Origin of the sequence: Paenibacillus sp. ISL-20 (genome assembly GCF_018613005.1) — a bacterium.
Taxonomy (GTDB): domain Bacteria; phylum Bacillota; class Bacilli; order Paenibacillales; family Paenibacillaceae; genus Paenibacillus_AQ.
In genome coordinates this window covers 73,158-98,098 of record NZ_JAGGRD010000036.1, presented here as the reverse complement: position 1 = coordinate 98,098, position 24,941 = coordinate 73,158, and the positions used below count along the sequence as shown (strand labels likewise).

The window sequence follows — 24,941 nt, the reverse complement described above, 5'->3', positions numbered from 1 at the left end:
CTTTAGGTGATACTTAGAAAACTATAGAACCGTATCCTTTGTCGTGAAAAATGGCAGATCGGCAGCCTTCTCAACTGCACTCCTGCCGATTAACGAACAAATCCTGCTTATAGTCACTCCGAACCGGAGTGCCAAGCAGGATTTGCCGACGTTATGTTTCGATGGGGATGGACAGCCTTACCCGGGTACCCTGTCCAGACGAGCTGTCGATTTCAAACTGGAACCGGCTTCCGTAGTACAGCTTCAACCGGTAGATCACGTTCTGAATGCCGATCCGCTCACCCATCTCGTCCTCGGTATCCAGGTAGCGATAGATGTGTTCTACCTGCTCTGCGGACATGCCTGCCCCGTTATCCTGAATGTTGCAGATAAGGGCTTGTCCCTCGCGTGCAATATGAACCTCAATGCGCCCCCCGTGCTTGAGCGGCTCGATGCCATGAATGCTGGCATTCTCCACAAAAGTAACGATGGCCATCTTCGGTATTTGCAAATGTCCCTCTTCTGCGGGGGCGTGAACCGAGTAATCAATTTTGTCGCCAAACCGGTATTTCTGGATTTCAAGAAAACAGTGAATAAACTCCACTTCTTCCTTGAGCGTTACCATGTCTTTTTTCCAAACTAAGGAATTGCGGAAGATCTTGGCCATATTATGAATGATCCTTGCCGTCTCATCCTCATCCTTCATCAGGCTGCGCATGCGGATGGTCTCCAAGGCGTTAAAGAGGAAGTGCGGATTAATCTGGCTCTGAAGGGCGTTCAATTGTGCGTGCCTCCGCTGCAGCTCCAAGTTCTTCTTCTGGATATCCGCCACATACACGTCGTTAATCAAGCTCTTGAGCTGCAGGGTCATCCGGTTGAATTCACCCGTCAGCTGACCGATTTCGTCACGTGCCTCAGCCTCTTGGATCGTGTCGTAATGCTGGTTCTTGACCTTCTTCATATGTTTGAGTATCCGTACCAGACGTACGTTCAGGGAACGGCTAATCCAGACGATCACAAGGGTCGGGAGCAGGAAGTTCAAGCAGGTCAGCACAACGACAAACCGCAAGGACTGATGCACGTCACGGAGCACCACATCCTCCGGCGTCACGGCCATGACCGTCCAAGAGTTCAGATTGTTGGTCGTGAACGTATCGGTATGAAACTCCAGAAAATTGTCGCCATGCACGACGCTGCTGTACGGCACGGAGCCCTGCATGACATCGACTTTCGGATCTGTGGTGTATTCAATATTTCCGGCCCCGCTCAGCAGGTACACTTTGCCCTGCACATTCAGATTGCTCATGATCTGCCGGATCGAGGGCATCCGCATATCGATCTTGAGATACTTGGCATGGTCATTCTGGGAGCTAAAATAATTCATGCTCCGGATGATGCTGAAGCTGTCCAATTGGCCGTTCTTGCCCGTACGCATCACGATCGGCTGGGTTACGTTCTTGCCCGCGATCGCCTTGTACCAAGCCTCTTCCTTCACCTGGTCATCGATATAATTGATACCACCGGAGTACAGCAGGGTCGGATTATCCACATACACTGTAATCTCGCTCACCGAATTGTATACGGCACTGCCCGAATTCAAAATGCGGCGGAGATAGGTATCATAGGCCTCGATATAATCGGCCGGATGATCGTACACCGTCTCCACGATCTCGTTCAATTGAATGTCCGTGTAGAAGACGGAGGATATCTCCAGCGCGTCCTCGACTTCACGGCGGAACTCATTCTTCATCTGTTCAAGTGCTACCGTTATATCCTGGATCCGTTGCTCCCTCACGCTGCCGGATGTCACGTTGTAGAAGATGAGGTTGGTGACCAGGATGGGCAAAAATACGGCCAGGAAATACATCAGCAGCATCTTGTCCCGCAGACGGACATTATTGAGGCTTGGTTTCATCGATCCGTCCCTTCGGACGCGGCCTCCTTCATCAAGCGGCTCCGGTACTCGCTTGGCGTCATTCGCTCCAACTTCTCGAATTGCGTAACGAAGTAGTCCGGGTTGCCGAAGCCGACCCGTTCCGCCACCTCATAGATACGCAGATCCGTCTGGCGCAGCAATCGCTTCGCTTCGTTCACGCGGAGCTGCAGCAGGAAATCATTAAAGTACATGCCATATGCTTTTTTGAAGAGCTGTCCCAGATAAACCGGGTTCATATAGAACTTCCCTGCGATGCCCTTCAGGCTGATATTCTCATGATAATGGGCCTCGATGTAAGCCCGGATCTTCTGGATTCCGCCCTTGTGCTGCTCCTTGCGAAGACGCGCAATATAGTTTGCGCTCTCAATCGCAAAATCCGTAAACAGCCGCTTCAGCCCCTGAAGCGACAGGTTACGGTCATGCCACTCGGTCATCGGTTCCAGGCTGGATATTTGATTCTGATCCCCCTCCATGCTGCTAAGCACCCGGACCACGCCTAGCACGCATTGGTTGATTGCCGTCTTCACCGCTTCGGGAGCATACAGCTTCTCCCGGAAGGATTCGAACAGCAAACGAATCGTCACTTCCAGCTTCTCGAAGTGCAGCTCCTCAATCTGCTCCAGAAGCTGTTGGTAAAGCCCCTCTTCCAGCCCGATGTAGTGAAGGGCATGCTGGGAGGCCTCCTCATGGATCACAATACCGCTCTCATCATAAATGTACTTGTACAGGAGTGATTCTTTGGCTGTTTCGTAAGCCTCCTGAATGTGGGACAGCTGTAAAACCGGTTGACCGAAATAAACAAAGATTCGTTCGTGGCCCGAATCCGCAAGCGATTGCTGAATACGTCTGGCAAATCCCCGCTGACACCCTTGGAACGAGTGCAGGATGCTGCCCGGAACGATGATGCCGATTCGATTGCGGTGCTCATGCAGGTAGAAGGGCTGTTCTTCATTCGAGATCGCAAGGAGAGCCGCTTCCACCCTGTCCTTGAATTCTGCCCTGCCACCGTCATTGTCGTTCGCCGCCGAAGCCAGCGGGTGGTCATTCCACTCGACAAAGACGTAGAACAGATGATCCTCCGGCTGGAGCTCAAGGCGTTGCTCCCATTCCTGCAGCAACGCCTCATCGGCTTCCCCTATAATGAGTGATTCCATCAAGGCTCCGGACAGCAGCCTCTCTTCTCTCATGCGGGCCTCGCGGTCTGACTCCAGCCGTTCGCTGAGCCGAACCAGCGCATGGCTGAACTCCGTCTCGTCAATCGGTTTCAGAATTTTAAATCATGCACGCCATAGCGGACAGCCTGCTGTGCATAGTTGAAATCATCGTATCCGCTTACAATAATGAAATACGGCTTCACGATGTCCTTCATAACGACATGCCTGATCAGCTCGAGTCCATCCAGCACCGGCATGCGGATATCGGTGATGACCACATCCGGCTGTAGCCGTTCAATCAGTTCCAGCGCATCTTCCCCGTTGTCCGCCTCATCCACAATTTGGAAGCCGCAGGCTTCCCAATCAATCAGCTTCAGGAGCCCTTTGCGCGTAAACACCTCGTCATCCACTAATATCGCCCGGTTCCATTGCACGGTATGTCCCCCTCGCCTGTTCATGCACATCTGCTGTCACATATCTTCTATCCGACTAACAGCAAACGCTTTCATATAGTAAGTCCATTGTTCATGCTCCGCATGCAATTGTCAATGGATTTGAAAATAGCGCTCGGCATTGCGGTAGCAAATGTCCTGGATAATGGCACCGATATATTCATAATCGGCGGGCAATTCCCCTTCCCTGATCCAGTCCCCGAACAGGCGGCACAGCACTCTGCGGAAATATTCATGCCTCGGGAACGACATAAAGCTCCTGGAATCGGTCAGCATGCCCACAAAGGTGCTGATCAGCCCCATGGAAGACAACGCGGTGAGCTGCTTCAGCATCCCTTCCTTCTGATCGTGGAACCACCAAGCGGAACCAAGCTGAAGCTTGCCCTCAACGCCAGCCGACTGGAAATTCCCGATCGCGGTGGCAATCATTTCGTAATGAGAAGAATATAGGCTGTACACAATGGTTTTCGGCAGCTGATCGTTCCTATCGAGCCTGCTCAGAAATCCGTTCAGGCTTTCCGCCAGATGGAAATCAAGAATCGAGTCATACCCGCTGTCCTTGCCGATCTTCGCGAACATGCGCGCATTATTGTTCCGAATCGCCCCAATGTGCAGCTGCATGGTCCAGCCCTTGGAGTGATACATTTCCCCAAGCTTGAGCAGGGTGTAGGTCCGATATTTCCGTTCCTCAAGCGGTGTGATGCTGCCCCCGCTAATCGCTTTGCTGTAAATGTCCACAACCTCTTGTTCATCGACTTGTTCGCAAGGAAACGCGCCGAAGCCGTGATCCGACAGGCGGCAGCCATGATCGTGGAAATATTGAATCCGTTCTTGCAGGGCATCCAGCAACCCTTGATAAGTATCCACAGCTAAACTGGCCGTCGTTCCTATAGTCTCGACATAGGAAGTGAAGTCGGGGTGCGTGAGATCCAGGACCCGATCCGGACGGAATGCAGGGGCAACGACGGTGGACAGCTCCCCATGTTTGCGAATGGCGCGATGAAACTCCAACGAATCGACGGGATCATCCGTCGTGCAGGCCACTTTGACCTTGAATTTCTCCAGAATTCCGCCTGCCCGCAAGGCAGGGGCCTTCAACTGCTCATTGCAAGCTCCCCAGATCTCCTTGGCATTATCCGCAGTCAACCGCTCTTGAATCCCGAAATAGCGGGTCAGCTCCAAATGGGTCCAGTGATAGAGCGGATTGCCCACCAAGCGCGGAACACATTCTGCCCAAGCCATAAACTTCGCTTCGGCACTTGCGCTGCCGGTAATCAGCTCTTCGTCCACACCTAGCCAGCGCATCGCCCTCCACTTGTAGTGATCCCCCTCCAGCCATAGCTCCGTCAGGTTATCGAACTGCCGGTTGATGCCAATATCCTCCGGACTTAAATGATTGTGGTAATCGAATATCGGCATCCCTTCCGCATAATCATAAAAGAGTTTCTTCGCGCTGTTGCTGTTTAGGAGCAGATTTTCCGTGTCCAAACGGCTCATGTGATCGCCTCCGATTCTTATTTCGATTTTCAGTTCCATACTACCATACAAGTATGGTAGTATGGAATACATTAGGAGGTGATGCAGTGGTAGAATCTTTGCGATTACAGCCAGGATCGGCCGGAAATATCGTGTACTCCCGGCTTAAGCAGCAGATTGTCAGTCTGGAGCTGCCGCCGGGAACGGCTCTATCCGAGAAGGAGGTTTCCCTTTCCTTCGAGGTCAGCCGGACGCCAGTTCGGGAAAGCTTTGTCCGTTTGGCCCAGGAGGACCTTGTGGTTGTGCTTCCCCAGCGCGGCACGCGCGTCTCGCTCATCGATTCAGAGCTGGTCGAGGAAGCGCGCTTCATGCGTGAACAGCTGGAGAAAGCCGTGGTCCGGCTTGCCTGCGAAAGCTTTCCCGAGGATAAACTCGCCGAGTTGGAGCGAAATCTATCCGAGCAGCGCGAGAGCATCGAGAAGCATGACGGCAAGCACATGTTTGAGCTGGATGAGGCCTTTCACCGTATTTTGTTTGAAGGCTGCCGCAAGGTCGGCACATGGAACGTGCTGCAACAGATGAACGCTCATCTGAACCGGAGCCGAATGTTATGGCTGTCCGCCGATCCGAATTGGACCAACCTGTACGAGCAGCATCGGGAGATCGCGGACGCGATTTCACGTCATGACGCCGATCATGCCGAACAGGAAATGCAGGCGCATCTCAGCCTGATCATCTCCAATCTGGCCGTGCTGAAAGAGAAGCATCCCGATTATTTTAAATAAGCCTATGCCAGTGGATAGACTTTAACCGACTCGCAGGCTTCCATCTTGGCAGTGCACTCGTAACTTGCAAAATTCCCAGCAGCTTTGCGTTAACTCCTTAAACTTGTAAAGGCGGTGAAGAAAATGCGCATGGTATTCAGGTGGTTTGGTGAGGGCAACGATACGGTCTCACTGGATCAGATTAGACAAATCCCCGGCGTGGAGGGCATCGTATGGGCACTTCACGATATTCCTGTCGGCGAGGAATGGCCGATGGAGCGGATTGAAGAAGTCGTGGGCCAGGCGAAAGCGTACGGCCTTCATATTGACGTCGTGGAAAGCGTGAATGTGCATGAGGATATCAAGCTTGGACTTCCCTCACGGGATCAGTACATAGCCAACTACATCCGGACGATTGAGAAATTGGGCCAGGTCGGCGTCAAAGTCATCTGCTACAATTTCATGCCGGTATTTGACTGGGCTAGAACCGATCTTCATAAGCAGTCTGCCGATGGATCGACGGCCCTCTTCTTTGAGAAAGCCAAAATCCACGGCACTGATCCGATGGAGCTGGTTCAGACGATCAACCGAAACAGCACGCTTACGATGCCAGGCTGGGAGCCGGAGCGTTTGGCCCATCTGACCTCCCTGTTCGAAGCATACCGCGGCGTTACCGAGGACGATCTGTGGCGCAACCTCGAATATTTCTTAAGCGCCGTCATCCCGGCTGCCGAGAAGAACGGCATTCGAATGGCCATTCACCCGGATGATCCGCCTTGGCCAATCTTCGGTCTGCCACGGGTCATTACCAGCCAGGACAATCTGCGGAGATTCCTCAAGTTATATGATAGCCCGGCGAACAGCTTGACCCTGTGCAGCGGCTCCCTCGGCGCCAATCCGGACAATGACATCGTCTCCATGATCCATGAGTTCCACGACCGGATTCCGTTCGCGCACATCCGAAATGTACGCGTCTATGAGAATGGTGATTTCATCGAAACGTCCCACCGCACCGAGGACGGTACCGTCGATATTTCCGGCATCGTGCAGGCTTATCATGACAACGGTTTCACTGGATATGTAAGGCCCGATCACGGGCGGCATATTTGGGGTGAGCAGTGCCGTCCGGGTTACGGTCTATATGACCGCGCCTTGGGCATTATGTATCTCTGGGGGCTGTGGGACGCTTACAGCCGGGAGCGCGCAGGCAGCGCAGCTCAGCTGAAGGAGGCCGTTCAATGAGTGAGGTAAATAAGCATACAACAGGTACCTCTGAATCCGGATCAAGCGGAGCTTCCTATGCATCCACGCCGCAAGTGACGCCAGCCCTTCCTATCCATCCATCATTAAACGGGAAGACGGTTGTCATTACGGGCGGCTCCGGGGTGCTGTGCCGAGCAATGGCTCTGGAGCTGGGTCGGCAAGGCGCCAAGGTCGCCGTCTTGAATCGTACGGCCGAGAAAGGGCAGCAGGTAGCGGACGAAATTACGGCTGCCGGCGGTACAGCGATTGCCATTCCCTGCGATGTAACGGATGTGGAAAGCGTCCGGCAAGCCGAGAAGGCTGTGCGCGAGTCTTTCGGACCCTGCGATATCCTTATTAACGGAGCCGGCGGCAACCGGAAAGACGCGAATACAACCAACGAGATACTCCGTCCGGAGGATGTAGGGCAGCCGGATCTGACAACCTTCTTCGGGTTAAGTGTGCCTGGCTTCCGCAGCGTATTCGATTTGAACTTCATCGGCACGCTCATACCGACGCAAATTTTTGCGGAAGGGATGCTGGGGCGTCCCGGGGCCGTCGTGCTGAATATCTCGTCCATGAGCGCACCGAGCCCGATGACCAAGGTTCCGGCGTATAGCGCAGCCAAAGCGGCCATTAACAACTTTACGCAGTGGCTGTCCGTTCATCTCGCGGAATCCGGCATTCGCGTGAACGCGATTGCGCCAGGCTTCTTCCTGACCGAGCAGAACCGCAATCTGCTGACCCATAGCGATGGTTCGTTAACCGAACGCTCTCATAAAATCATCTCCCATACCCCCATGAGGCGGTTCGGCGTGCCGGAGGATCTGCTCGGCACCCTGCTCTGGCTTGTGGATGATCAGACCTCCGGGTTCGTCACCGGAACGGTGATTCCCGTAGACGGCGGCTTCATGGCTTATTCCGGGGTATAACGGATTATTTCCTTAACCTGATACAGCAGCAGGGCCGACTTAAGATCCTATGATCTTAAAACCGGCCCTGTTTTTTATATCACGGCAATTGTATATGTCTGAGTTTATCCGGATTTGCCACGCTATAAATCATTTCGATCCGATTGTTTTTAAAAGCAAAAGAATAAATAAATTGGACTCCGTGATCCAACTGGATCCGCATTCCCGGCAGACCATTGACGGTAAGATAAGAGTACACATATTTTCCTTCATACATTTTAAGCAGATTTTGATGCAATTTGATCACTTGATGGACTCCGACCACAGGAATTTGCGCCGCTCTGACTTTACCTCCACCATCCGAGTAGAACACGACATTTTCGCTTAGCAGCTCCAGTAGCTTATTCGTGTTCCCCTGTAAGAGGGAGTCCACAAATTCCTTGATTTGAGCCTCTGCCATCGAAATCGATGGACTTTGATCAGGATCAAAATGAATGCTGCCCTTAGCACGGCGGAAGATTTGACGACAATTGGCGCTGCTTTTTCCCAGGATTTCAGCTATTTCATCATAGGAATAGTGAAAAATCTCACGAAGAAGGAACACGGCTCTTTCCACCGCGTTGAGCTGCTGAAGGAGCAGCAGGTATGCTGTAGAAATGGACTCATGCTGCTCTACGATATGAGAAGGGTCGGTCTCTGCCGCCATATTCTCGATCAGGGGTTCCGGCAGCCAGGGACCGACGTACAGCTCACGCTTTTTGGCAGAGGAGCGCAGCAGATCCAAGCAACGATTCGTTACGATTTTGTACAGAAACGCTCTCTCATTGCGAATGTCCTCCGGATGGGGCAATTGGTTATAGCTGATGAAGGCCTCCTGCACGATATCTTCCGCATCCATCACACTTCCCAGCATCCGGTAAGCTAACGAGAAAAGAGCGGATCGATAGCTTTTATACAATGACTCTGTGCTCATCATTCGGGATCCTTGCCTCACTTTCAAGCGAGAGTATATGCTGTACAGCCCGCTTGGCGCTTGCGGTTGCAGCATCAACCAAGAGTTCGCCATGCGCTGCCCATTCTCCCGCTACATACAACCCGAAAATTTCAGGGACGGCTGGACCCGGGTTCTCCTGGCGTTTCACATGCATAAAATCATGGCAAACCGTGATGTTAGGAAGGTATTGTTTCTCAACGAGCTCGTTGCGCCAACCCGGCTGCACCAAGTCTAAGGTTTCTTCTAATTCCTGCAAATCCCTTCTTGCATCCTTCTCCTTGCCCTGATACTTCAGCAAGGTTATGACTTGTGCGCCATCTTCACTGAGGTAAGCCGCTCGAGATTGATTCGAGAGAAAGACGGTTTGATCGAGGCCGTACACAAACTGCTGCTTCGGTTCCGGAAGACGACGCAGGGCTACATCCAAGCAAGCCGCTGTCACTTCGACCGCCTGCTCCTTCCAAGTATGAAGAGCAGTTTCTTCTGCATGAGGCACCAGTTCGTGAGCAACAGTTGGCGGTGTGGTAAGAATAATATGGTTTGCTTCAATTTTCATGCCGTCCCCGCATAGGACATGCCGTACCCTTCCCTCGTGATGATCAACTGAAATCACTTTATTCTTCGTTACGATTTGAACTCCCTGCTCGAGAGCCTTTTGTTTTAATTCATCGACCATGGCTCCCCAGCCCCGATCCAGATACAGCACCCCCTTCAGCGCGTGCTTAAGCTGCTGCAGTACGGGACCGGCGGCCTGCAGGTCAGGGGCTACCACATAACTCGCTGTACGCAATAGCGAATAGAATAAATTTCGTACCATGGGATCCTGCACGTTACCTTCAATCCATTCGCGCAAACTCATGTTGTCGTACAGCTGCGTATCCAGTTTACCTAATTTCGCAAGCCAGACACCGAGCTCCATTTTGCCCTTCCAGGATAATAGAGGGGTAGTGAATAGGGATTTCACGCCCATGGGTAACGGACTTAGTTTCCCTTTCCATATCCCATACCCGTCAATCGAAGGTTGACCTCCCCGCAATTGAAGCCCTAATTCGCGAAAGGTTGAAAGGGCATCTCCATGATATAAGGCATGCCCGCCCAGATTGAAGTAAGCTCCCTTCTTCTTATGGGTCATGGCCCGGCCACCTAAACGCTCCTGCTTTTCAACGATTATCGTTTGCTTCCCGGCTCTTGCCGCATAGATTGCGGCTGTTAAACCGGCTATGCCTCCACCTACAACAGCTACGTCATATTTTAGCATCCGTCATCATCCCTTTCGGTTTTATACGGGTATGACGGGCGAGGACATCGGGATGTGACAGAAAATGAAGATCAAATCCGAAAATTCATATCATTCTTGATTTCGGAACTCCTACCATAAAGCCCCTCTTCAATACGAAGAGGGGCTTTATGGCTCTATATCATAACCGCACGTTTGATATTCATTTCGGTTTACTGCACGGTCTCCGGCTTAAAAAAAGCAGGCAAGTACTTTTTGTTCGCCTCCAGCATTTCGTCGAGCAACTGCTTCGCTACACTTACCGAAGGCACCAGCGGATGGTGAACCAGCGCTTGCAGCGCAATTCCGCGATCACCAGTAATGGCCGCTTCAATCGTCAATTGTTCATACACTTTCACCGCATGCATCAGTCCTTTTACATGGGAAGGAACGTTCTGCGGTGTAAGCGGAATCGGCCCTTGGCCCGTTACCACGCAGTTGATCTCGATGCTGGCATCCGCAGGCAGGAAGTCATAGATATTGCCGTTTGCGACATTCAATGTCTGGATATCATGGCGGTCATTGTAGATGGACGTCATCAGGTTGACTGCCGCTTCGGAGTAATAAGCGCCGCCCCGCTGCTCCAGCTGCTTCGGTTTCACGGCCAAATTCTCATCCTTGTAGAGCTCAAACAGCTCCTGCTCAACCCGGCTGACCACATCCGCTCGGGTTCCGTCCTTCTCCAGCGATGCCTTCATATCCGCAAACATCGTATCGGTCATGTAGAAATATTTAAGATAATACGTCGGGATCGCTCCAAGCGAGCGGATAAAGTCCGTATCCCAGCCGAAGGTCGGCACGTTCTTCGCCGTATACGATTTGCCGCCGTCCAGCAGCTCCGGCATCTTCTCTTCCCCGTTAACGATAGCCGACGTCACCCAGTGAAGATGGTTGATCCCGACAAACTCGGCCAGAACGTCCTTCTCCGACACGCCGTACTCGGCCGCCAGGAACTTCTGAAAGTTAATTGGCGAATTGCACAGACCAACGGATTTCACCTTACTGTGCTTTGCAACCGCCTCGGTAACAATGCCCGCCGGATTCGTGAAGTTCAGCATCCATGCATTCGGTGCCAGCTCCTCGATATCACGGCAAATGTCCAGAATCACCGGAACCGTGCGCAGCGCCTTCAGCATGCCGCCAGGACCCGTCGTCTCCTGACCGATAACGCCTTGCATAATCGGAATATGCTCATCCTGTTTACGTGCCGCAAGCAAGCCAACACGCATCTGGGTCGTCACAAAATCGGCACCTGCAATCGCTTGTCTGCGATCCAGTGTCAGGTGAACCTCTATCGGCAGGCCCGATTCTTTCACCATGCGTTTCGCTAGATTGCCTACAATCTCCAGCTTATGCTTGCCCTCTTCAATATCAACGAACCATAGTTCGCGAATCGGCATTTGCTCATAATTGCGAATGAAACCTTCAACAATTTCCGGGGTATAGGAGGAACCTCCCCCGATGACCGCTATCTTCAATCCTGCTGCCACATTAATCGCCTCCAAGGTATGATATCAATCCGTATCTATCAGGTTCTATTCAAAACGATAAACTGATCAGGCTGTGGTTACCTGCTCAAACGTAAATGCTTTTAGTTTGGCCTCCGCCTGTGCATCAATGGCATGACCGTCGGCATCCATCGCGCAGAGAAGCGCGCCGGAAACCGGATCGGATGTCAGTCTTACACAGCTCGCATGTGGTGCCCGGACTGCAACAATCCGTTCGATCGCATCCGTCAGGATCGAGCTGTTCGGTCTGTTCAGCACACTGCCTATATAAACAATGTCAAAGGCTTCATCCGTCATGTCCAGCCGCCGGATCAGCGTACATACCGCATTAGCCAGCTCTTCGCCTTCATTCTCAAGAATTCGGGTTGCCACCTCGTCACCTGCTTCAGCTGCCTGGAACAGCGTCTTCACCAGACTTGGCGGAACCTTTGTCTTACCATAGAGGACATCCTCATACATCGGTTCTACGGACGTGTATCCCATCTGCTCCAGTACGAGCGATGTCAATAAGGTTGCCGGGCCCCGCTCATCCCAGGCCCGAATGACTGCCCGGAAAGCCAGCGTGGCAAATCCGAAACCGCCCGCGTATCCATCTCCATACAAGAAGCCGAATCCGCCATACTGCAGCTCTTCTCCCGCACGGTTGCGGGCTGCGCTGTTGAAGCCTGTACCGCAGATCAGTGCGGCGCCATACGAACGGCTGGTTCCAGCCCTCATCCCGATAATGGTATCGCACGCGATATCATGCTTGGGATAACCGAGAGCCCCGATCATCGGACGCAGGATCTCGTAATCGGCCTCCCGATCCGCTCCGGCCAAGCCAAAATAAGCATAACTGATATTTTCTTTGGCAACTCCAGCCTCTTGAAGAGCCGCATTACAGGCTTCCTCAATGTTACGGGCCGCATGTTCACGGTGAATCTGGTGATTGCCGTTCCCAGACGCTCCCTTGCCAAGAATGTTCCCTTGCTCATCGCAGATCACGGCGTGTGTCTTACTACCGCCGGCATCTACACCCAGATACAAACTCATGCACTTCACTCCTACCCGCCATACAGCGGCGTCATGTGGTGGTATATATTTAAGATACCGCTTCCACTGACATCCATCTACTGTTATACGATCAAGGAGTGATACTATCTTACTGTTTCTTGGTTTTTGTAGTGGAAGGGATCACGGGACTGCCTGCATAAGCACGCTCCCGAATTTCGCTTGGCGATGCGCCAACATGCTGCTTGAACAGACGATTGAAGTTAGACAGATTCCGAAACCCGCAGGATTCAGCAATCTCGATAATCTTCTGGTCCGTCGTTTCTAGCAAGTGCACGGCATGCGTCAAGCGCAGCTGAATCAGATAATGGTGCGGTGAAGTGCCGACCGCCTGCTGGAACAGAGCACTGAACCGGGAAGGGCTCAGATGCGTTAAATCCGACAGCTCCTGCAGCGTCCAGCTGTAGTCCAGATCAAGCTCCATCGTGCGCAGGACTTCTTTTAATGCATGCATTCCCCTACCCTTGATCGGCCTGTTCGCTTGAATCGGAGTCGACAGATGGCGGTTTGCCAAACTCAGGAAACGAATGAGATCCGAACGGATCAGGCTCATATAAGCGGTACCTCGGGATTGATACTCTTCCATCATGCGCCCCAGCAGGTGAGCCAATTCATCGTGTACGGGGGACTGCCTGTCCATGTTTCCGAGCGAACGGAAAGGAGCCATCAGATCCGGATCGAACTTGAGGTCGATGGATAGCAGCGAAGGCTCGAACATAATGACATCCATCACCAAGTTCTCGGTCTCATACGCCCGGTGAAGATCATTGCTGTTGATGAAAATAATATCTCCCTGCTGAAACGGGAGTTTCATCCCGTTGATCAGAATAAATCCGGTCCCGCTCTGAATATAGTTGAACTCCAAAGCATGATGCCAATGCAGGCGCTGGGCTCCGGCAAATATGCCGTGCGTGGTCGACGCGGTAAAAGGAAAGGCCGCGTTCGTAAAATCTATGGCATCAGGAACGACACTCTGCGGACGATTCACTAAAAAAGCACCTCCATGCGTTCGTACGTCAACGTGTCAACAATTTACCCTCATCGTAACATGGCGCTTATCATAAGAAAAACGTTTATCGACGTATCTTCTCAGAAGACAACCCGATATAACGAAGAGCCCGAAGGCCAATTAAGAGTTGGATCACAGAGAGAGCAGTGATGAACAAAAAAAGGACCCTGCCTCAGTATGCCTGCGGCAGGGTCCTTATAGGTTCATTAAGATAACGTAAGCTCAACCGTCCAGCCGAACGGATCCTCAACCGTTCCGAGCTGGATGCCTGTGATGGCATCATATACGCGTTTAGAGAGTTCGCCCGTTGCTCCCTCACCAATCTTCAATTGCTCATCCTGCCATTCCAGGGATCCAATCGGTGAAATTACCGCTGCCGTACCGGTACCAAAAGCTTCGGTCAACAAGCCGCTGCGGTGGGCCTCCACGATTTCATCAATGGAGATGGCCCGTTCTTCTACCGGGATATTCCAATGCTGAAGCAGTTGGATAACCGAGTTCCGGGTAACGCCATCCAGGATGCTGCCATTCAGCGCCGGGGTTACGACCGTATCGCCCAGCTTGAAGAACACGTTCATGCTGCCGACTTCCTCGATGTATTTGCGATGTACGCCATCGAGCCACAGCACCTGCGAGTATCCCTTAAGCGTTGCTTCATCCTGCGCCTTCAAACCTGCCGCGTAGTTGCCAGCCGTCTTGGCATTGCCCACGCCGCCGGCTACGGCACGCACGTATTTCGGCTCCACATAAATGCTGACCGGATTGATGCCTTCCGCATAATACGAACCGACCACCGACAGGATAATCATGAACTTGTATTGCAGTGATGGCGCTACGCCAAGCACGGGCTCGGTTGCGATCACAAACGGACGGATATAGAGCGATGTGCCAGGCTCTGAAGGAATCCAGTTGCGGTCCACGAGCACCAGCTGCTTGAGCGCTTCCATAACAAGTTCCTCGTCCAATGCCGGAATGCTCAGGCGCTGGTTGGACAGGTTCAGCCGCTGAATATTTTTGCTCGGGCGGAACATGAGAATTCGCTCATCTTCCGTCAAGTAAGCCTTCAAGCCTTCAAACACGGTCTGCCCGTAGTGAAATACCTTGGCGGCAGGGTCCAATTCGATCGGCTGATACGGAACGACGCGCGGATCGTGCCAGCCTTGACTAGCCTCATAATCGAGAATAAACATGTGGTCCGTAAATACCGTGCCGAAAGCCTGTTTATGATGGCTCGGCTTTGTCTTCGGGGTGGTCGTTAATTCCACGGGTATCGCGTAAGTCATGTGCACACATCTCCTTATTTTGTAAACGTTATTAGTTGAATCATATCAATCGATGCCCTATATTAAAAATATCTGATTTATAGGGATACCATACCTTATAGGTATGGAGAGGGGGTATGGACATGGATATTCGGCAGCTACGATATTTCCTGACGATTGCACAGGAAGGACAGATCACGCGTGCAGCAAAACAGCTCAATATGGAGCAGCCTCCATTAAGCCGTCAGCTGAAACTGATGGAGGAAGAGCTCGGCGTTCTGCTGTTTGAACGCAGCGGCAAGCAGCTTCAGCTCACACACGCAGGCGAGCTGCTGCAGAACCGAGCCGCATCCCTGCTGAACCAGTTCAATGAAACGCTAACCGAGGTGAAGGAGATCCACGCTGGAATCCGCGGCATGCTCTCCATCGGCGCCGTTGTCTCCTGTATTTCGCTCTTGCCCCAGCGCATCCAGATCTTCCGGCAACAATATCCCGAGGTCACCTTCAAGATTCGGGAAGGCGATCACTCCCTGCTGGCGGATCAACTCGACAAGCGTAATATTGAGCTGGCAGTGACCCGGCTCCCTTTCGAATCCAGCTTCGGGCCTGAACGTTATGCCGTTCGGCCTCTGCCCTCCGACCCGTTCGTCGCGGTCCTTCCAAGCAGCTGGGAAAGTGTATCCTCCCATTCGGAAATCTCGATGCGCGAGCTGGCGGAATATCCGTTCTTGTCCTTAAAAACCGATCAGACGATCGGGATGCATGAGCGGGTCATCCAAGAATTTAAGCGCGGCGAACTTGAACCGCATGTCATTTGCGAATGCTCCAGCGTTGCCATTATCGTTGCTCTGGTAGCTGAAGGCATCGGTGCCACCATTTTACCCGAGTCGGTGATGTCCTCATTTGCGATTCCCAACATCCGGACACTGTCCATTACGAGCGCTGATTTCCAGTCCGACGTGGGCATTGTCTGGCTGAGGGATCATGTACTATCCAATCGGGCCCGGCATTTCTTAGCTACCTTTATAGAATAACATTTGTTGATGCCCCTCGTCTTCCCCGGCTTTGTCCAAGCCGTGCCACTTTATGGATTCACTATTCATTGTTAACAAACTTGAAGTCGCGAATCGTTCCGCACCGGATAAACCCGATATTTTGGTACAATCGATTGGAGTCCGGGTTGACCTGATCGGCATACAGCATGGGTACCAAACCGTCCTGCAGCAGACGAAGTCCAAGATCTGCAACCAGGGCGCTGGCATACCCTTTTTTCCGTTCAGCCCTCGGCGTGTATACTGCGTTTATGCGACCGTGCCTTGGCGAACGGTGTGCAAGATTAGCCATCGAGACCGCTTTGTCGCCAGCTATCCATAAATACAACCCGCCCTGCTGAATGAGTCGCTGCGCTGTCTCGACTTGGCTTGCCGCATTCGCGCGGACCCCATAAGCATCCTCCGAAAATCCAACCAGAAACCGGGCCACCTGCTGCGTATCTTCTTCAGCGGCCTGCCTGATCGCGCCCTCGACAAAATGAGGAGGCTCCACAGCGGGGGCATGATAAGACTCCATCGTCATATGATGACGGTAGGTCCCTTGACGCTCCTCTGCATAACAACGTGCAAACTGCTCTGCCACACCCGGCTCCCCGGTCACCCCAGGCAGGGTCACCGCTTCAAGCTCGCTTACCAGCTCTTGGAGCAGGTGCTGCCGCTTATCCCCGGAAACCTCCCGGGAAATCCATAACCACGCGTTCCCCCGGGGAGACTGCGCAAAGATCATCCGTCCATCCGGCGATTTCAGCCCCATGTTCTGCGGTGACCCAGCAAGGAGATGAATCAGATTGTATGACACCTCATCCTGAATAAAATCTTCCTGGTACAGCACCTCGTCCTGAGGCATCAATTTCGCAAGCATACGTACACTCCTCTCTTTTCCATGGTCTAAAGGAACACAAAAAAGCCCCGTCCCTTGTAGGGACGGAGCCTTGTCTCCGCGTTACCACCCTGATTCGCACCGGTCAAGCCGGTACGCACTCTCGTCATCATCCATCAATGATGCCCCATGGTAACGGCAGGGAATACCGGATACGCCTCAAGTTATAAACGATCGGCGGATCTGCTCCGAGGTGATGGCCATACATCGCCGCTGACTGCTTTGCACCACCCAGCAGTTCTCTGATTCAGCTTCCACTTGCGACCCTGGCGTCCTCATCCTAGCATTTTCGAAAAATTTAACTCAGTTTACTCCCAGCAGCATTCAGCTGTCAAGCCCGATTCCACATATGAAGAAATGCTTATTTGTTATTAAAACGGAAGACCAGCATATCCCCTTTTTCCGGATGGACGCCTTCATGCTCCGTATATCTTCCGCCCGTGTACGTGTTCAACGTCTTGCGCCAAAAAATCTGGGTACTCATATTGCGCTCGGTCGGATTCGTTTGTAGCTCCCATGCACCTTGGAACTGATCGAACACAAGCTCAGCCGCTCGTTGGGCTACACCTTGTCTTCGAAAAGTCCGAAGCACAAAAAAATCATTTAAGTAGTACTGAATATTCGGCGATGGAATGTACGGGGTGGTCGCCACCAGGGCCAACCCTGCCGCGATACCATCTACAGAGATCAGATAAGGAAAAAGAACCGATGGCTGCTCCCACCACATATCGAGCTGTTTGCTCTGTTCGCTTAAGGTCGGCACATCCTCTTTTTCAAATACACCGAACCGGTTAGGACGGACCCCCCATATCTCAGCAATGTCATGCAAGTACAGTGGATAGATGTTATGCAGAATAAATGACTGTTCCTTCGGGCATAAACGCACCTCAATATTCACGGTCAATCCCCTCCCTAAATGAATGATGTATGTAAGTTTAGTATGTCTAGGATAACATATTTACTCTTCCAAGAGGTTTACAGGTATGTAAATTGCGTTACGAATGTAGTAAAAATCCGTTAACCTTACTTCTTATTTCACCATGATTTCATTATATGTCCTACAGCTCATCCAAAATTATGTTGAATTCTGTTATTTATATCATGCAAAGAGCCAACCGAATGTATGCATCGGTTGGCTTGTAGTTTTGTAGAGAGCTGTATTCAGTGGGTTTGCAGTCTCACCAAACAGCATAAAAATTCCTTGCCGCCAATCTCCTAGTTCGAGGAAGCCTCCTCCGTCAATCCCAGGGCATTCCGCGCCATCGTCATATACTCTTCCTGACCTGTCAGGAGAGCGAACTGGGCAATCAGCACGGGATAGGCGGCATGCTGCTCAACAATATGATCGAACATGCGCGGCCACACCTTCCCTCCGGCTTGTTCATACCGCTCCAACAGGACGCGGAGATTATGCTCGCCATAAATGGCGTAGTATAACACGAAGTCTTTGGCGGGACTTGCTACCTCCGACTCCGTCCAATCCAAGAGCCCGGTAACCTGCACGCGCTCATCAATCAGGATATGCGGGGGATGAAGATCGCCATGGATGAGGGCAGAATGCGTTGGCCAATAGGAATCCTCCTCCAGCCATTTCTGCCATCTTTCCCACAGCGCATCGGAGACGCCCAGACGGCTCTTGATGTCTTCCATATTACGCGCCGTCTCTTCACGAACCTCTTGGGGACTCTTCACCCGCAGACCTGCTGCTCGCGCCGCATCATGATCGACGCCATGCAAGGCAACCAGCGTCTCAGCCAATGAGCGGACAAATCCGTCACCCGGATTCTCATGATCCATATTCCATGCATAGCCTTCCGAGCTGACGGAAGCGGTAGGCTCCCCGCTAAGCAGCGGGTAGGCGATGAGCTCCGGCGTATAAATCCGCCAATCCGGTACATCAACCGGAAGATAGGATGGGATCAGCTTCAGGACCCGGGCTTCGTTATCCGCCCTTTCCAGCACATCCAATCGTCTCGGTTTACGCAGAATCCACCGTGCTCCGGTCCCTGCTTCCTCTGCAAATCCAACAAGGAAATCCATGCCGGATTCATTCATTTCAATTCCCTCCGGATTCAAATTCACCCCGTGTTTTCCGGCAATCTCCAGCATCTCTTGTATAATTTGTGTATACTCATCATTTTGTTTTGCTATTGTCATAAGGAATCAATCCCCTTCCATATTTCATTGCATCATCGCCATCATAACAACAAAAAAAGCACAGGCATCGAGCTGCCTGTGCTGGGTAACCGGAACGGGTCATAGCTGTCCACCGTTCCTGGAATGCCTACCCGAAATACACATCCAAATAAAACAGGAAGGTGAAAACACCGTTATCCCGCAAATGAATAGACGTGTATTTCTATAGACATATCATAAAAATGGGTTACGTAAAAAAGACGGACCCATCCCGATTACCCTGCAACTGTGCAGGTCTCTTTAGCGCTATTTCATTAGCCGCGAAAAGATCTCAATCGGGAATAATCCAACATACGTAACCCTCCGTTCATTTATAAGTTGTGTTTAACTTTACCAAAACCATCAATAGTCTGCAAGACCTGCTTCGGCAATGTTTCCACTTTCCATGGAAGAAGCTGCGATTCGTAATGATTCAGTACAGCATGACCAAGTCACCCCGCAAGTGCCTGTTTCACATCTTCCGACTCTATTTACGCTTCCTGCAAATGCTCTTTGCAAAAAGCCATGAGTTCTTCCTCTTCCTCGGGCTCCATATCGAAGTCCAGGTACTGGTCCGTTGTCCGCTCATAGAAGTCGTACTTTACAATACGCGAACGCTCCTCATCTTCCAGGTAAATCACTCTCAAATAGACGCCATGCTCCGAATAAAGCTCATCGTCCTCCGGCACGTCCAAATCACATACAAACTCAAAGCGTTTGCCGGTCAGGATTCCAAAGGGATCCTTCACCAATTCAACGCTGTATTCTTTGATTGTCAGCATATTCCCATCCTTTCTATCACTTTACTCATTATACACAACAGCGCATTTTTAAGCAGGGCAGCCAATATCAATATACCCGATCTACCGTATGCAAGCCGATCTTCATTTATCGTCCTCTTGACCCGTCCGTTCTTTCCCCTTCGCGGTTGCTGCAAACGATCTGGTCATGGACTTGATCAACTCCACTTTACGGTAGCGCATGGCCGACCAATCCTCATCGATAGCGATTTGCCGAACGGGCTCATAGCCTTCGTCAGCAAGAATGCCCGTAATGCTCTCCCGGCTGCAATCGGAGTTCTTGTAGGTCTTGGACGACTTCTTGGGGTAACACAGCCACAGCAGGCCGTTGTCAGCCACGGAGCTGGCTGCGATCTTGGCTAACCGCTGCAATTCGTCATTGCTTGTCCCGAAGGCTTGCACAAAATCGTAAGGCACTTGCCTAGGCTCGGTATGAACATCCCCTTGCAGGGAGTTGATGACCTCATGATAGGCCTGTGGCGCGTTTAGCATCAGAACTGGCTGGCCGAGGTCCTTGAATTGCAGCTTTTTGACGGTTGGATGTGTCTCCAGCATGTTTAAGTTCATTCCTCTCGATTCGATTGTAATATAAAGCACTTCGGACACCTTATTAATAAGAGCATACCCATATGAGTGGGTACGCCCTTGCAACTGGCCAATCCACACGGCGGATAAACCCCCTGGGATTGCGCGTTATTCTTGTTACTGTGCCTTCTTGATCTGCTTGCTGCGCAGCTGCCCGCAGGCCGCATCGATATCGGTTCCATGCTCCAGACGAACGCTGCAGCTGATGCCCTGTTTTTTCAAGGTATCGTAAAAAGAGGTGATCGATTCTTTCGTGCTGCGCTGATACTGGCTGTGCTCATCCACCGGGTTGTACGGAATGAGGTTCACATTCGCCAAATTGCGTCGCTTGCCAACAAGCTCTGCCAGCTCGAGCGCATGCTCAGGCTGATCGTTCACATCCTTGAGCAGAATGTACTCCAACGTGATGCGGCGATTCGTTTTTTCCAGATAATAATCAATCGCTGCCATCAGCTTCTCGATCGGAATCGCTTTGTTAATCTTCATAATGCGGGTCCGAATCTCGTCATTCGGCGCATGCAGAGAGATGGCGAGATTTACGCCCAGATCGCTGTCCGCGAACTCGACAATTTTGTTAGCCAGTCCGCTGGTCGATACCGTAATATGACGGGGACCGATGGCAAGCCCCTTATGATCCTTGATGACACGAATGAAATCCGACATGTTCTCATAGTTATCAAACGGCTCCCCGATCCCCATCACCACGAGATGGCTGACCCGCTCGCTTTTTCCTTTTTGATCCAAGTGAAACTGAACCTGCATGACCTGCTCCACAATTTCCGCTGCGGACAAATCCCGGCTTTTCTTCAGCAAACCGCTGGCGCAGAAGCTGCAGCCGATATTGCAGCCGACCTGGGTAGTCACACAGACCGACAAACCGAATTTATGCCGCATCAATACGGTCTCAATCAGGTTGCCGTCCACCAGCTTGAACAGGAACTTAACCGTTCCGTCCAGTGACTCCTGCTTGGTATGCTCCTCCAAGGTCAGAATCGTATAATGCTCCGCGAGCAGCTGCAAGCATTCCGGATGCACATCCGTCATATCGGAAAAAGCGGTCACCCGCTTCCGATACAGCCACTCCCATACCTGTGTTGCCCGAAACTTTTTATGTCCACGCTCACCAAGCCAAGCCGTCAACTGATCTAATGTTAATCCATAAATGGATGGTTTATTCATTGATTGGTCCTCTTTCTATTCATAGTCCACTCCTTATTGTCCCAAAATTCCGAAGCGAACACAAGGGGAGTTATAGGCAATTCACGCTTCTAGTACGTAAATCAGGATTGAAATATCCAATAAACACCTTTATCTTATCATTGCTGATACCGCTGTTCGAAGCAGGGCAGGACGCCGGAGAGATTGCGGCTGGAGATCTGAGAGCTGGTTGCCTGTTATTTATCCGTGCTATCGGATTAATGACGCTGAAGCCCCAAGGGGATCCGAGCTATACGCCCCCTAAGGCGGAGCTGCTGCTGCGCCTGCTTCGAACGGATAAGGGCAATAACGCAAACCAAACACACCTCCCATGAAACAACCGGATCATTTCCGTAGATTTCATAAGAGGTGTGTTTTACTATTGGTGCGTGTTCAAAAAGGTCGATTTTCAGCACCGAGAAGGTTGGAACAACCTCTATTGTCGTATATCAGAGGGGCGCCCCGGGTTCATGCTTCTCCTGCTCCTGTATTTGCGAGCCGTCGCTCAGCGTAATCCAAGTGTCGAACTGCCGCTGTCCTTCATGCAGGCGAATCACCCTCGCACCACGGAGCATGCCTTCCCGGCCATATGTACCATAACCGGTAGCTCTACCGTAACAGAGACGAATGCCGTGCAATTCACCCCAGTAATCATTGATATGATCATGTCCGGCAAACGTGCCCATCACATCGCCCCGCTCCAGCATGGCCGCGAACAGACCGGTATTCACTTCGGGACAGCACACCCTCTCAAACTTGCTCCCGTAACACGTTTTCCGTTCCCAGACTTCATGATACTCCGGCAGAGGGATATGGAAAAAAGCCAATGCGGGCAGCGGATTCCCTTCATGCTTGGCGCTGTAAGCCAAGGACGCCATCTCATACCAGCGGATCTGATCGCGCCGAATCCAATCGTACCCCGGAACAGCAGGATGTTCGGACTCTCTCCCTGAATCGAAGAAATACAGAACGGCCGCCGTGTCTTTCCCATGACTGTCGTATAAAGGAATCGTATAATTACCGACGCCGTGAAGTTCCGGCGAGCCGTGCTCTGCACAATTATAGGTGTGCTGCAGGGCCGCATTCATAAGTTCTTCACGCGTGACATCCCCTTCCGTATCATGATTCCCGAATACGAAAGCCCAGCGTATTCCGCGTGACTCCACCGTCTTGACGACTTCCTTAAAGGCTTGCACCGGATCCTGGCACCTTTTCCAGCCGGGATCGGCTTCCCCAGAATAAATAAGATCGCCCGTAAATACCACCAGATCCGGCTGCTCCAGGTCCAGTACCGTTTCCATACAGCGCCGGCTCATCTGGTCCTCCGGTTCCCCATTCTTCCAATGAATATCTGTGAACTGCACAATCTTGAAGGTATGATCGTCTCCGAATCGAAGTGTTGGCTTCATCATAACCGTCTCCTTTACATGGACATGTGGTTTTTTAATGAATTGTTGTGGTTTTATGTGTATTCTAGAGGAGGAAACGCCGAAAAGTCAATGATTTTTCGTTGACAAACTCGTTTTGTCAGCCTAATATAAGATCGAATCCACATCTTCGGTCAACATCAGTCATATACAATATTGAGGTGAATGAATTTATGTCTGTAACCTATGAGGAACGCAGGGGGAAGATCTTAAATCAATTGGTGCTTGAAGGCAAGGTCAAAGTCCACGCCCTTGCGGAGCAGCTGGAGGTATCCGCGGAAACGATCCGGAGGGATTTAGACCGGTTAGAGAAAGAAGGCAGGCTGCGCAAAGTTTACGGCGGCGCCGTTAAATCGCGTTCCGGGCATATCGAGCCGTCCTTCACCAGCCGTTCCCAGACCTGCGCAGAGGAAAAGGCCGCGATCGGTAAACTCGCCGCTTCCCTAGTCAAGGAAGGGGAGACCATTTTGCTGGATAACGGAACCACCACGATTGAAGTTATGCGTTATCTTAAGGACCGGTCTGATGTCACGGTCATCACCCATTCGCTGCCTATCCTGAATCTGGCAATGGAGATTTTTCAGGGAAAGATTATTTATATCGGCGGGGATATGGACCGGACCAAACAAGCCGCAACAGGTCCTCTGACCGAAATGCTGCTGGAACAGTTCAAGGTCAATAAAGCGTTTATCTCGGCCGGCGGCATCTCATTAACCGATGGCATTACCGATTATGATCTGGATGAAGCCTACATATCACAAAAAATGCTGGAGCGTTCCGAGGAAGGCATCGTCCTGGCCGATCATACCAAGCTCGGGGTCACCACGTTCTCGAAGCTCGCCAAACTGGAGGACATCTCCATGGTTATCACGGATCCGGGCTGTTCACAGGAATGGGTGGATAATCTGTCCGCTCGTAGCATTGAAGTCCTTATCGGACATTTCTGATGGAGCTGCTATCACTGCTGTTAGTGCTGTCTTCCGGTTTAACCCATGCCCTGTGGAATCTGTTCACGAAGCGAAGCATTCATAAATCGGTGTTTCTGTGGTGCATCCATTCTGTCACCTTAATCCTCTTGATGCCTTATTTTCTCATGGAGATGTCAGGGCTGAAGCTGGAACCGCATATTTACGGACTCATGCTTCTGTCCATGACCATCCAGGGCTTCTATATTACACTGCTCTCCAAAGCCTATACTCATGGCGATATGTCCCAGGTATACCCGTTTATGCGAGGGCTTGGCGCCATGCTGACTTCGCTGTGCAGCCTCGTGTTGTTCCATGAGCATCTAAGTGCAGCAGGCTATATGGGCCTGAGCATCATTATCTTTTCGTTATTTGCTTTATCGGGTTTGAGATTCAGAGGCCCTTCCAGCCTGAACCCCAAAGCCTTAATCTATGCCTGCCTGGTCGGGCTTTGCATTTCCGGATATACGCTGACCGACAAGGCCGTTCTGGATGCAGGGGTCTCCCCTATCGCGCTAATCCAATTATCCAATATCAGTTATTTCATCGCTCTGATCGTTCCCGTGATCCTGTCCAGAGGGCTGAAACAGGAATGGTCGGTGAACTGGCGCACGATCCTGCTGGGCTCCATCCTGGCACCGGGATCTTACCTGCTGTTCCTGTTCGCCATGCGGCTCACCCCGCTTGCGCACATCGCGCCGGTCCGTGAAATGAGCACGGTATTTGGCACCATACTCGGCATCATCGTTCTGCGTGAGCAGCAAGGCTGGCGGCGAATCATTACGTCCGTGCTCATCACGCTAGGTATTGTGACCATTGCCTTATGGGGGTAGCAATCGTCATCGCA

General features: G+C 51.7%; 22 protein-coding genes and 1 pseudogene. 7 read left to right on the top strand and 16 right to left on the bottom strand.

The genetic code is table 11. The features are described 5' to 3' along the window. Positions 1-151: 151 nt before the first annotated feature. The 3 genes and pseudogenes from J7E85_RS21320 to uxaC all read right to left on the bottom strand — a co-directional run bounded on the left by J7E85_RS21320 (position 152) and on the right by uxaC (position 5,018). Positions 152-1,894: a sensor histidine kinase gene (locus J7E85_RS21320; RefSeq protein ID WP_215161296.1), complete on the bottom strand. Its 1,743-nt coding sequence runs from the start codon at positions 1,892-1,894 to the stop codon at positions 152-154. Continuing rightward, a pseudogene (locus J7E85_RS21315) lies at positions 1,891-3,503 on the bottom strand (response regulator). Before J7E85_RS21315 ends, J7E85_RS21320 begins: the two are co-directional and overlap by 4 nt. Before the next feature lie 111 nt (positions 3,504-3,614). Continuing rightward, a complete protein-coding gene (gene uxaC, locus J7E85_RS21310) occupies positions 3,615-5,018 on the bottom strand; it encodes a glucuronate isomerase (RefSeq protein ID WP_215161294.1) in 1,404 nt (467 codons plus the stop codon). A gap of 86 nt (positions 5,019-5,104) precedes the next feature. Here uxaC and J7E85_RS21305 point away from each other — a divergent pair, with 86 nt between their 5' ends. The 3 genes from J7E85_RS21305 (at position 5,105) to J7E85_RS21295 (ending at position 7,935) form a co-directional block, all read left to right on the top strand. After that, positions 5,105-5,782, top strand: a complete 678-nt coding sequence (locus tag J7E85_RS21305) for a GntR family transcriptional regulator (protein WP_215161292.1) — start codon at positions 5,105-5,107, stop codon at positions 5,780-5,782. Positions 5,783-5,905: 123 nt separating this feature from the next. Beyond that, positions 5,906-7,003, top strand: coding sequence for a mannonate dehydratase (uxuA, locus tag J7E85_RS21300; RefSeq protein ID WP_215161290.1), 1,098 nt, complete (start codon positions 5,906-5,908; stop codon positions 7,001-7,003). Beyond that, on the top strand, positions 7,000-7,935 hold the full coding sequence (locus J7E85_RS21295) for an SDR family oxidoreductase (protein ID WP_251035919.1): 936 nt from the start codon (positions 7,000-7,002) through the stop codon (positions 7,933-7,935). Before uxuA ends, J7E85_RS21295 begins: the two co-directional genes overlap by 4 nt. 79 nt (positions 7,936-8,014) lie before the next feature. On the opposite strand, the gene J7E85_RS21290 is transcribed toward J7E85_RS21295, so the two are convergent. The 6 genes from J7E85_RS21290 to J7E85_RS21265 form a co-directional block, all read right to left on the bottom strand. After that, positions 8,015-8,887 carry an RNA polymerase sigma-70 factor gene (locus J7E85_RS21290; RefSeq protein ID WP_215161288.1) on the bottom strand — a complete coding sequence of 291 codons (873 nt, stop codon included), beginning with the start codon at positions 8,885-8,887 and terminating at the stop codon, positions 8,015-8,017. Beyond that, positions 8,865-10,166, bottom strand: coding sequence for a phytoene desaturase family protein (locus J7E85_RS21285; RefSeq protein ID WP_215161286.1), 1,302 nt, complete (start codon positions 10,164-10,166; stop codon positions 8,865-8,867). The genes J7E85_RS21290 and J7E85_RS21285 overlap by 23 nt, the downstream gene beginning before the upstream one ends. A 191-nt stretch (positions 10,167-10,357) precedes the next feature. Next, positions 10,358-11,674 carry a 6-phospho-beta-glucosidase gene (locus J7E85_RS21280; protein ID WP_215161284.1) on the bottom strand — a complete coding sequence of 439 codons (1,317 nt, stop codon included), beginning with the start codon at positions 11,672-11,674 and terminating at the stop codon, positions 10,358-10,360. A gap of 66 nt (positions 11,675-11,740) precedes the next feature. After that, positions 11,741-12,724, bottom strand: coding sequence for an N-acetylglucosamine kinase (locus J7E85_RS21275; RefSeq protein ID WP_215161282.1), 984 nt, complete (start codon positions 12,722-12,724; stop codon positions 11,741-11,743). A gap of 109 nt (positions 12,725-12,833) precedes the next feature. Then, positions 12,834-13,730: an AraC family transcriptional regulator gene (locus J7E85_RS21270; protein WP_215161279.1), complete on the bottom strand. Its 897-nt coding sequence runs from the start codon at positions 13,728-13,730 to the stop codon at positions 12,834-12,836. Between the two features lie 227 nt (positions 13,731-13,957). Further along, entirely contained in the window at positions 13,958-15,034 is a 1,077-nt protein-coding gene (locus J7E85_RS21265) for a branched-chain amino acid aminotransferase (RefSeq protein ID WP_215161277.1), read from the bottom strand. A 122-nt stretch (positions 15,035-15,156) separates the two neighbouring features. On the opposite strand from J7E85_RS21265, the gene J7E85_RS21260 reads away from it, so the two are divergent. Then, positions 15,157-16,047: a LysR family transcriptional regulator gene (locus J7E85_RS21260; RefSeq protein ID WP_076323798.1), complete on the top strand. Its 891-nt coding sequence runs from the start codon at positions 15,157-15,159 to the stop codon at positions 16,045-16,047. Between the two features lie 61 nt (positions 16,048-16,108). On the opposite strand, the gene J7E85_RS21255 is transcribed toward J7E85_RS21260, so the two are convergent. The 6 genes from J7E85_RS21255 to rlmN all read right to left on the bottom strand — a co-directional run bounded on the left by J7E85_RS21255 (position 16,109) and on the right by rlmN (position 21,684). Continuing rightward, the gene (locus J7E85_RS21255; RefSeq protein WP_215161275.1) at positions 16,109-16,927 is read right to left on the bottom strand and encodes a GNAT family N-acetyltransferase; all 819 of its coding nucleotides are present in this window, start codon (positions 16,925-16,927) and stop codon (positions 16,109-16,111) included. 379 nt (positions 16,928-17,306) lie between these two features. Next, complete coding sequence (locus J7E85_RS21250) at positions 17,307-17,843, bottom strand: GNAT family N-acetyltransferase (RefSeq protein ID WP_076323796.1); 537 nt, start codon at positions 17,841-17,843, stop codon at positions 17,307-17,309. Between the two features lie 317 nt (positions 17,844-18,160). Continuing rightward, the gene (mphI, locus tag J7E85_RS21245) at positions 18,161-19,102 is read right to left on the bottom strand and encodes a macrolide 2'-phosphotransferase MphI (RefSeq protein WP_215161273.1); all 942 of its coding nucleotides are present in this window, start codon (positions 19,100-19,102) and stop codon (positions 18,161-18,163) included. 509 nt (positions 19,103-19,611) lie between these two features. Continuing rightward, the gene (locus tag J7E85_RS21240) at positions 19,612-19,902 is read right to left on the bottom strand and encodes a DUF6509 family protein (protein WP_215161271.1); all 291 of its coding nucleotides are present in this window, start codon (positions 19,900-19,902) and stop codon (positions 19,612-19,614) included. 102 nt (positions 19,903-20,004) lie between these two features. Then, a complete protein-coding gene (locus tag J7E85_RS21235) occupies positions 20,005-20,475 on the bottom strand; it encodes a DUF3052 domain-containing protein (RefSeq protein ID WP_215161269.1) in 471 nt (156 codons plus the stop codon). Between the two features lie 147 nt (positions 20,476-20,622). Next, entirely contained in the window at positions 20,623-21,684 is a 1,062-nt protein-coding gene (rlmN, locus tag J7E85_RS21230) for a dual-specificity RNA methyltransferase RlmN (RefSeq protein WP_215161267.1), read from the bottom strand. Positions 21,685-21,824: 140 nt separating this feature from the next. On the opposite strand from rlmN, the gene J7E85_RS21225 reads away from it, so the two are divergent. Beyond that, positions 21,825-22,037, top strand: coding sequence for a hypothetical protein (locus tag J7E85_RS21225; protein ID WP_251035916.1), 213 nt, complete (start codon positions 21,825-21,827; stop codon positions 22,035-22,037). Between the two features lie 114 nt (positions 22,038-22,151). On the opposite strand, the gene J7E85_RS21220 is transcribed toward J7E85_RS21225, so the two are convergent. Further along, positions 22,152-23,111, bottom strand: a complete 960-nt coding sequence (locus J7E85_RS21220) for a metallophosphoesterase family protein (RefSeq protein ID WP_215161265.1) — start codon at positions 23,109-23,111, stop codon at positions 22,152-22,154. Between the two features lie 191 nt (positions 23,112-23,302). Here J7E85_RS21220 and J7E85_RS21215 point away from each other — a divergent pair, with 191 nt between their 5' ends. Together J7E85_RS21215 and J7E85_RS21210 are read left to right on the top strand one after the other, a co-directional pair. After that, on the top strand, positions 23,303-24,076 hold the full coding sequence (locus J7E85_RS21215; RefSeq protein WP_215161263.1) for a DeoR/GlpR family DNA-binding transcription regulator: 774 nt from the start codon (positions 23,303-23,305) through the stop codon (positions 24,074-24,076). Then, on the top strand, positions 24,076-24,927 hold the full coding sequence (locus tag J7E85_RS21210; RefSeq protein ID WP_215161261.1) for an SMR family transporter: 852 nt from the start codon (positions 24,076-24,078) through the stop codon (positions 24,925-24,927). Before J7E85_RS21215 ends, J7E85_RS21210 begins: the two co-directional genes overlap by 1 nt. The last annotated feature ends 14 nt before the right edge of the window (positions 24,928-24,941 follow it).

Coding starts and splice junctions, on each gene's coding strand:
- J7E85_RS21290 (WP_215161288.1), bottom strand. CDS start 8,887: ATGAGCACAGAGTCATTGTATAAAAGCTATCGATCCGCTCTTTTCTCG.
- J7E85_RS21295 (WP_251035919.1), top strand. CDS start 7,000: ATGAGTGAGGTAAATAAGCATACAACAGGTACCTCTGAATCCGGATCA.
- uxuA (WP_215161290.1), top strand. CDS start 5,906: ATGCGCATGGTATTCAGGTGGTTTGGTGAGGGCAACGATACGGTCTCA.
- rlmN (WP_215161267.1), bottom strand. CDS start 21,684: ATGAATAAACCATCCATTTATGGATTAACATTAGATCAGTTGACGGCT.
- J7E85_RS21220 (WP_215161265.1), bottom strand. CDS start 23,111: ATGAAGCCAACACTTCGATTCGGAGACGATCATACCTTCAAGATTGTG.
- J7E85_RS21240 (WP_215161271.1), bottom strand. CDS start 19,902: ATGCTGACAATCAAAGAATACAGCGTTGAATTGGTGAAGGATCCCTTT.
- J7E85_RS21265 (WP_215161277.1), bottom strand. CDS start 15,034: ATGACTTACGCGATACCCGTGGAATTAACGACCACCCCGAAGACAAAG.
- J7E85_RS21210 (WP_215161261.1), top strand. CDS start 24,076: ATGGAGCTGCTATCACTGCTGTTAGTGCTGTCTTCCGGTTTAACCCAT.
- J7E85_RS21235 (WP_215161269.1), bottom strand. CDS start 20,475: ATGCTGGAGACACATCCAACCGTCAAAAAGCTGCAATTCAAGGACCTC.
- J7E85_RS21275 (WP_215161282.1), bottom strand. CDS start 12,724: ATGAGTTTGTATCTGGGTGTAGATGCCGGCGGTAGTAAGACACACGCC.
- J7E85_RS21320 (WP_215161296.1), bottom strand. CDS start 1,894: ATGAAACCAAGCCTCAATAATGTCCGTCTGCGGGACAAGATGCTGCTG.
- uxaC (WP_215161294.1), bottom strand. CDS start 5,018: ATGAGCCGTTTGGACACGGAAAATCTGCTCCTAAACAGCAACAGCGCG.
- J7E85_RS21215 (WP_215161263.1), top strand. CDS start 23,303: ATGTCTGTAACCTATGAGGAACGCAGGGGGAAGATCTTAAATCAATTG.
- J7E85_RS21285 (WP_215161286.1), bottom strand. CDS start 10,166: ATGCTAAAATATGACGTAGCTGTTGTAGGTGGAGGCATAGCCGGTTTA.
- J7E85_RS21255 (WP_215161275.1), bottom strand. CDS start 16,927: ATGCTTGCGAAATTGATGCCTCAGGACGAGGTGCTGTACCAGGAAGAT.
- J7E85_RS21260 (WP_076323798.1), top strand. CDS start 15,157: ATGGATATTCGGCAGCTACGATATTTCCTGACGATTGCACAGGAAGGA.
- mphI (WP_215161273.1), bottom strand. CDS start 19,102: ATGACAATAGCAAAACAAAATGATGAGTATACACAAATTATACAAGAG.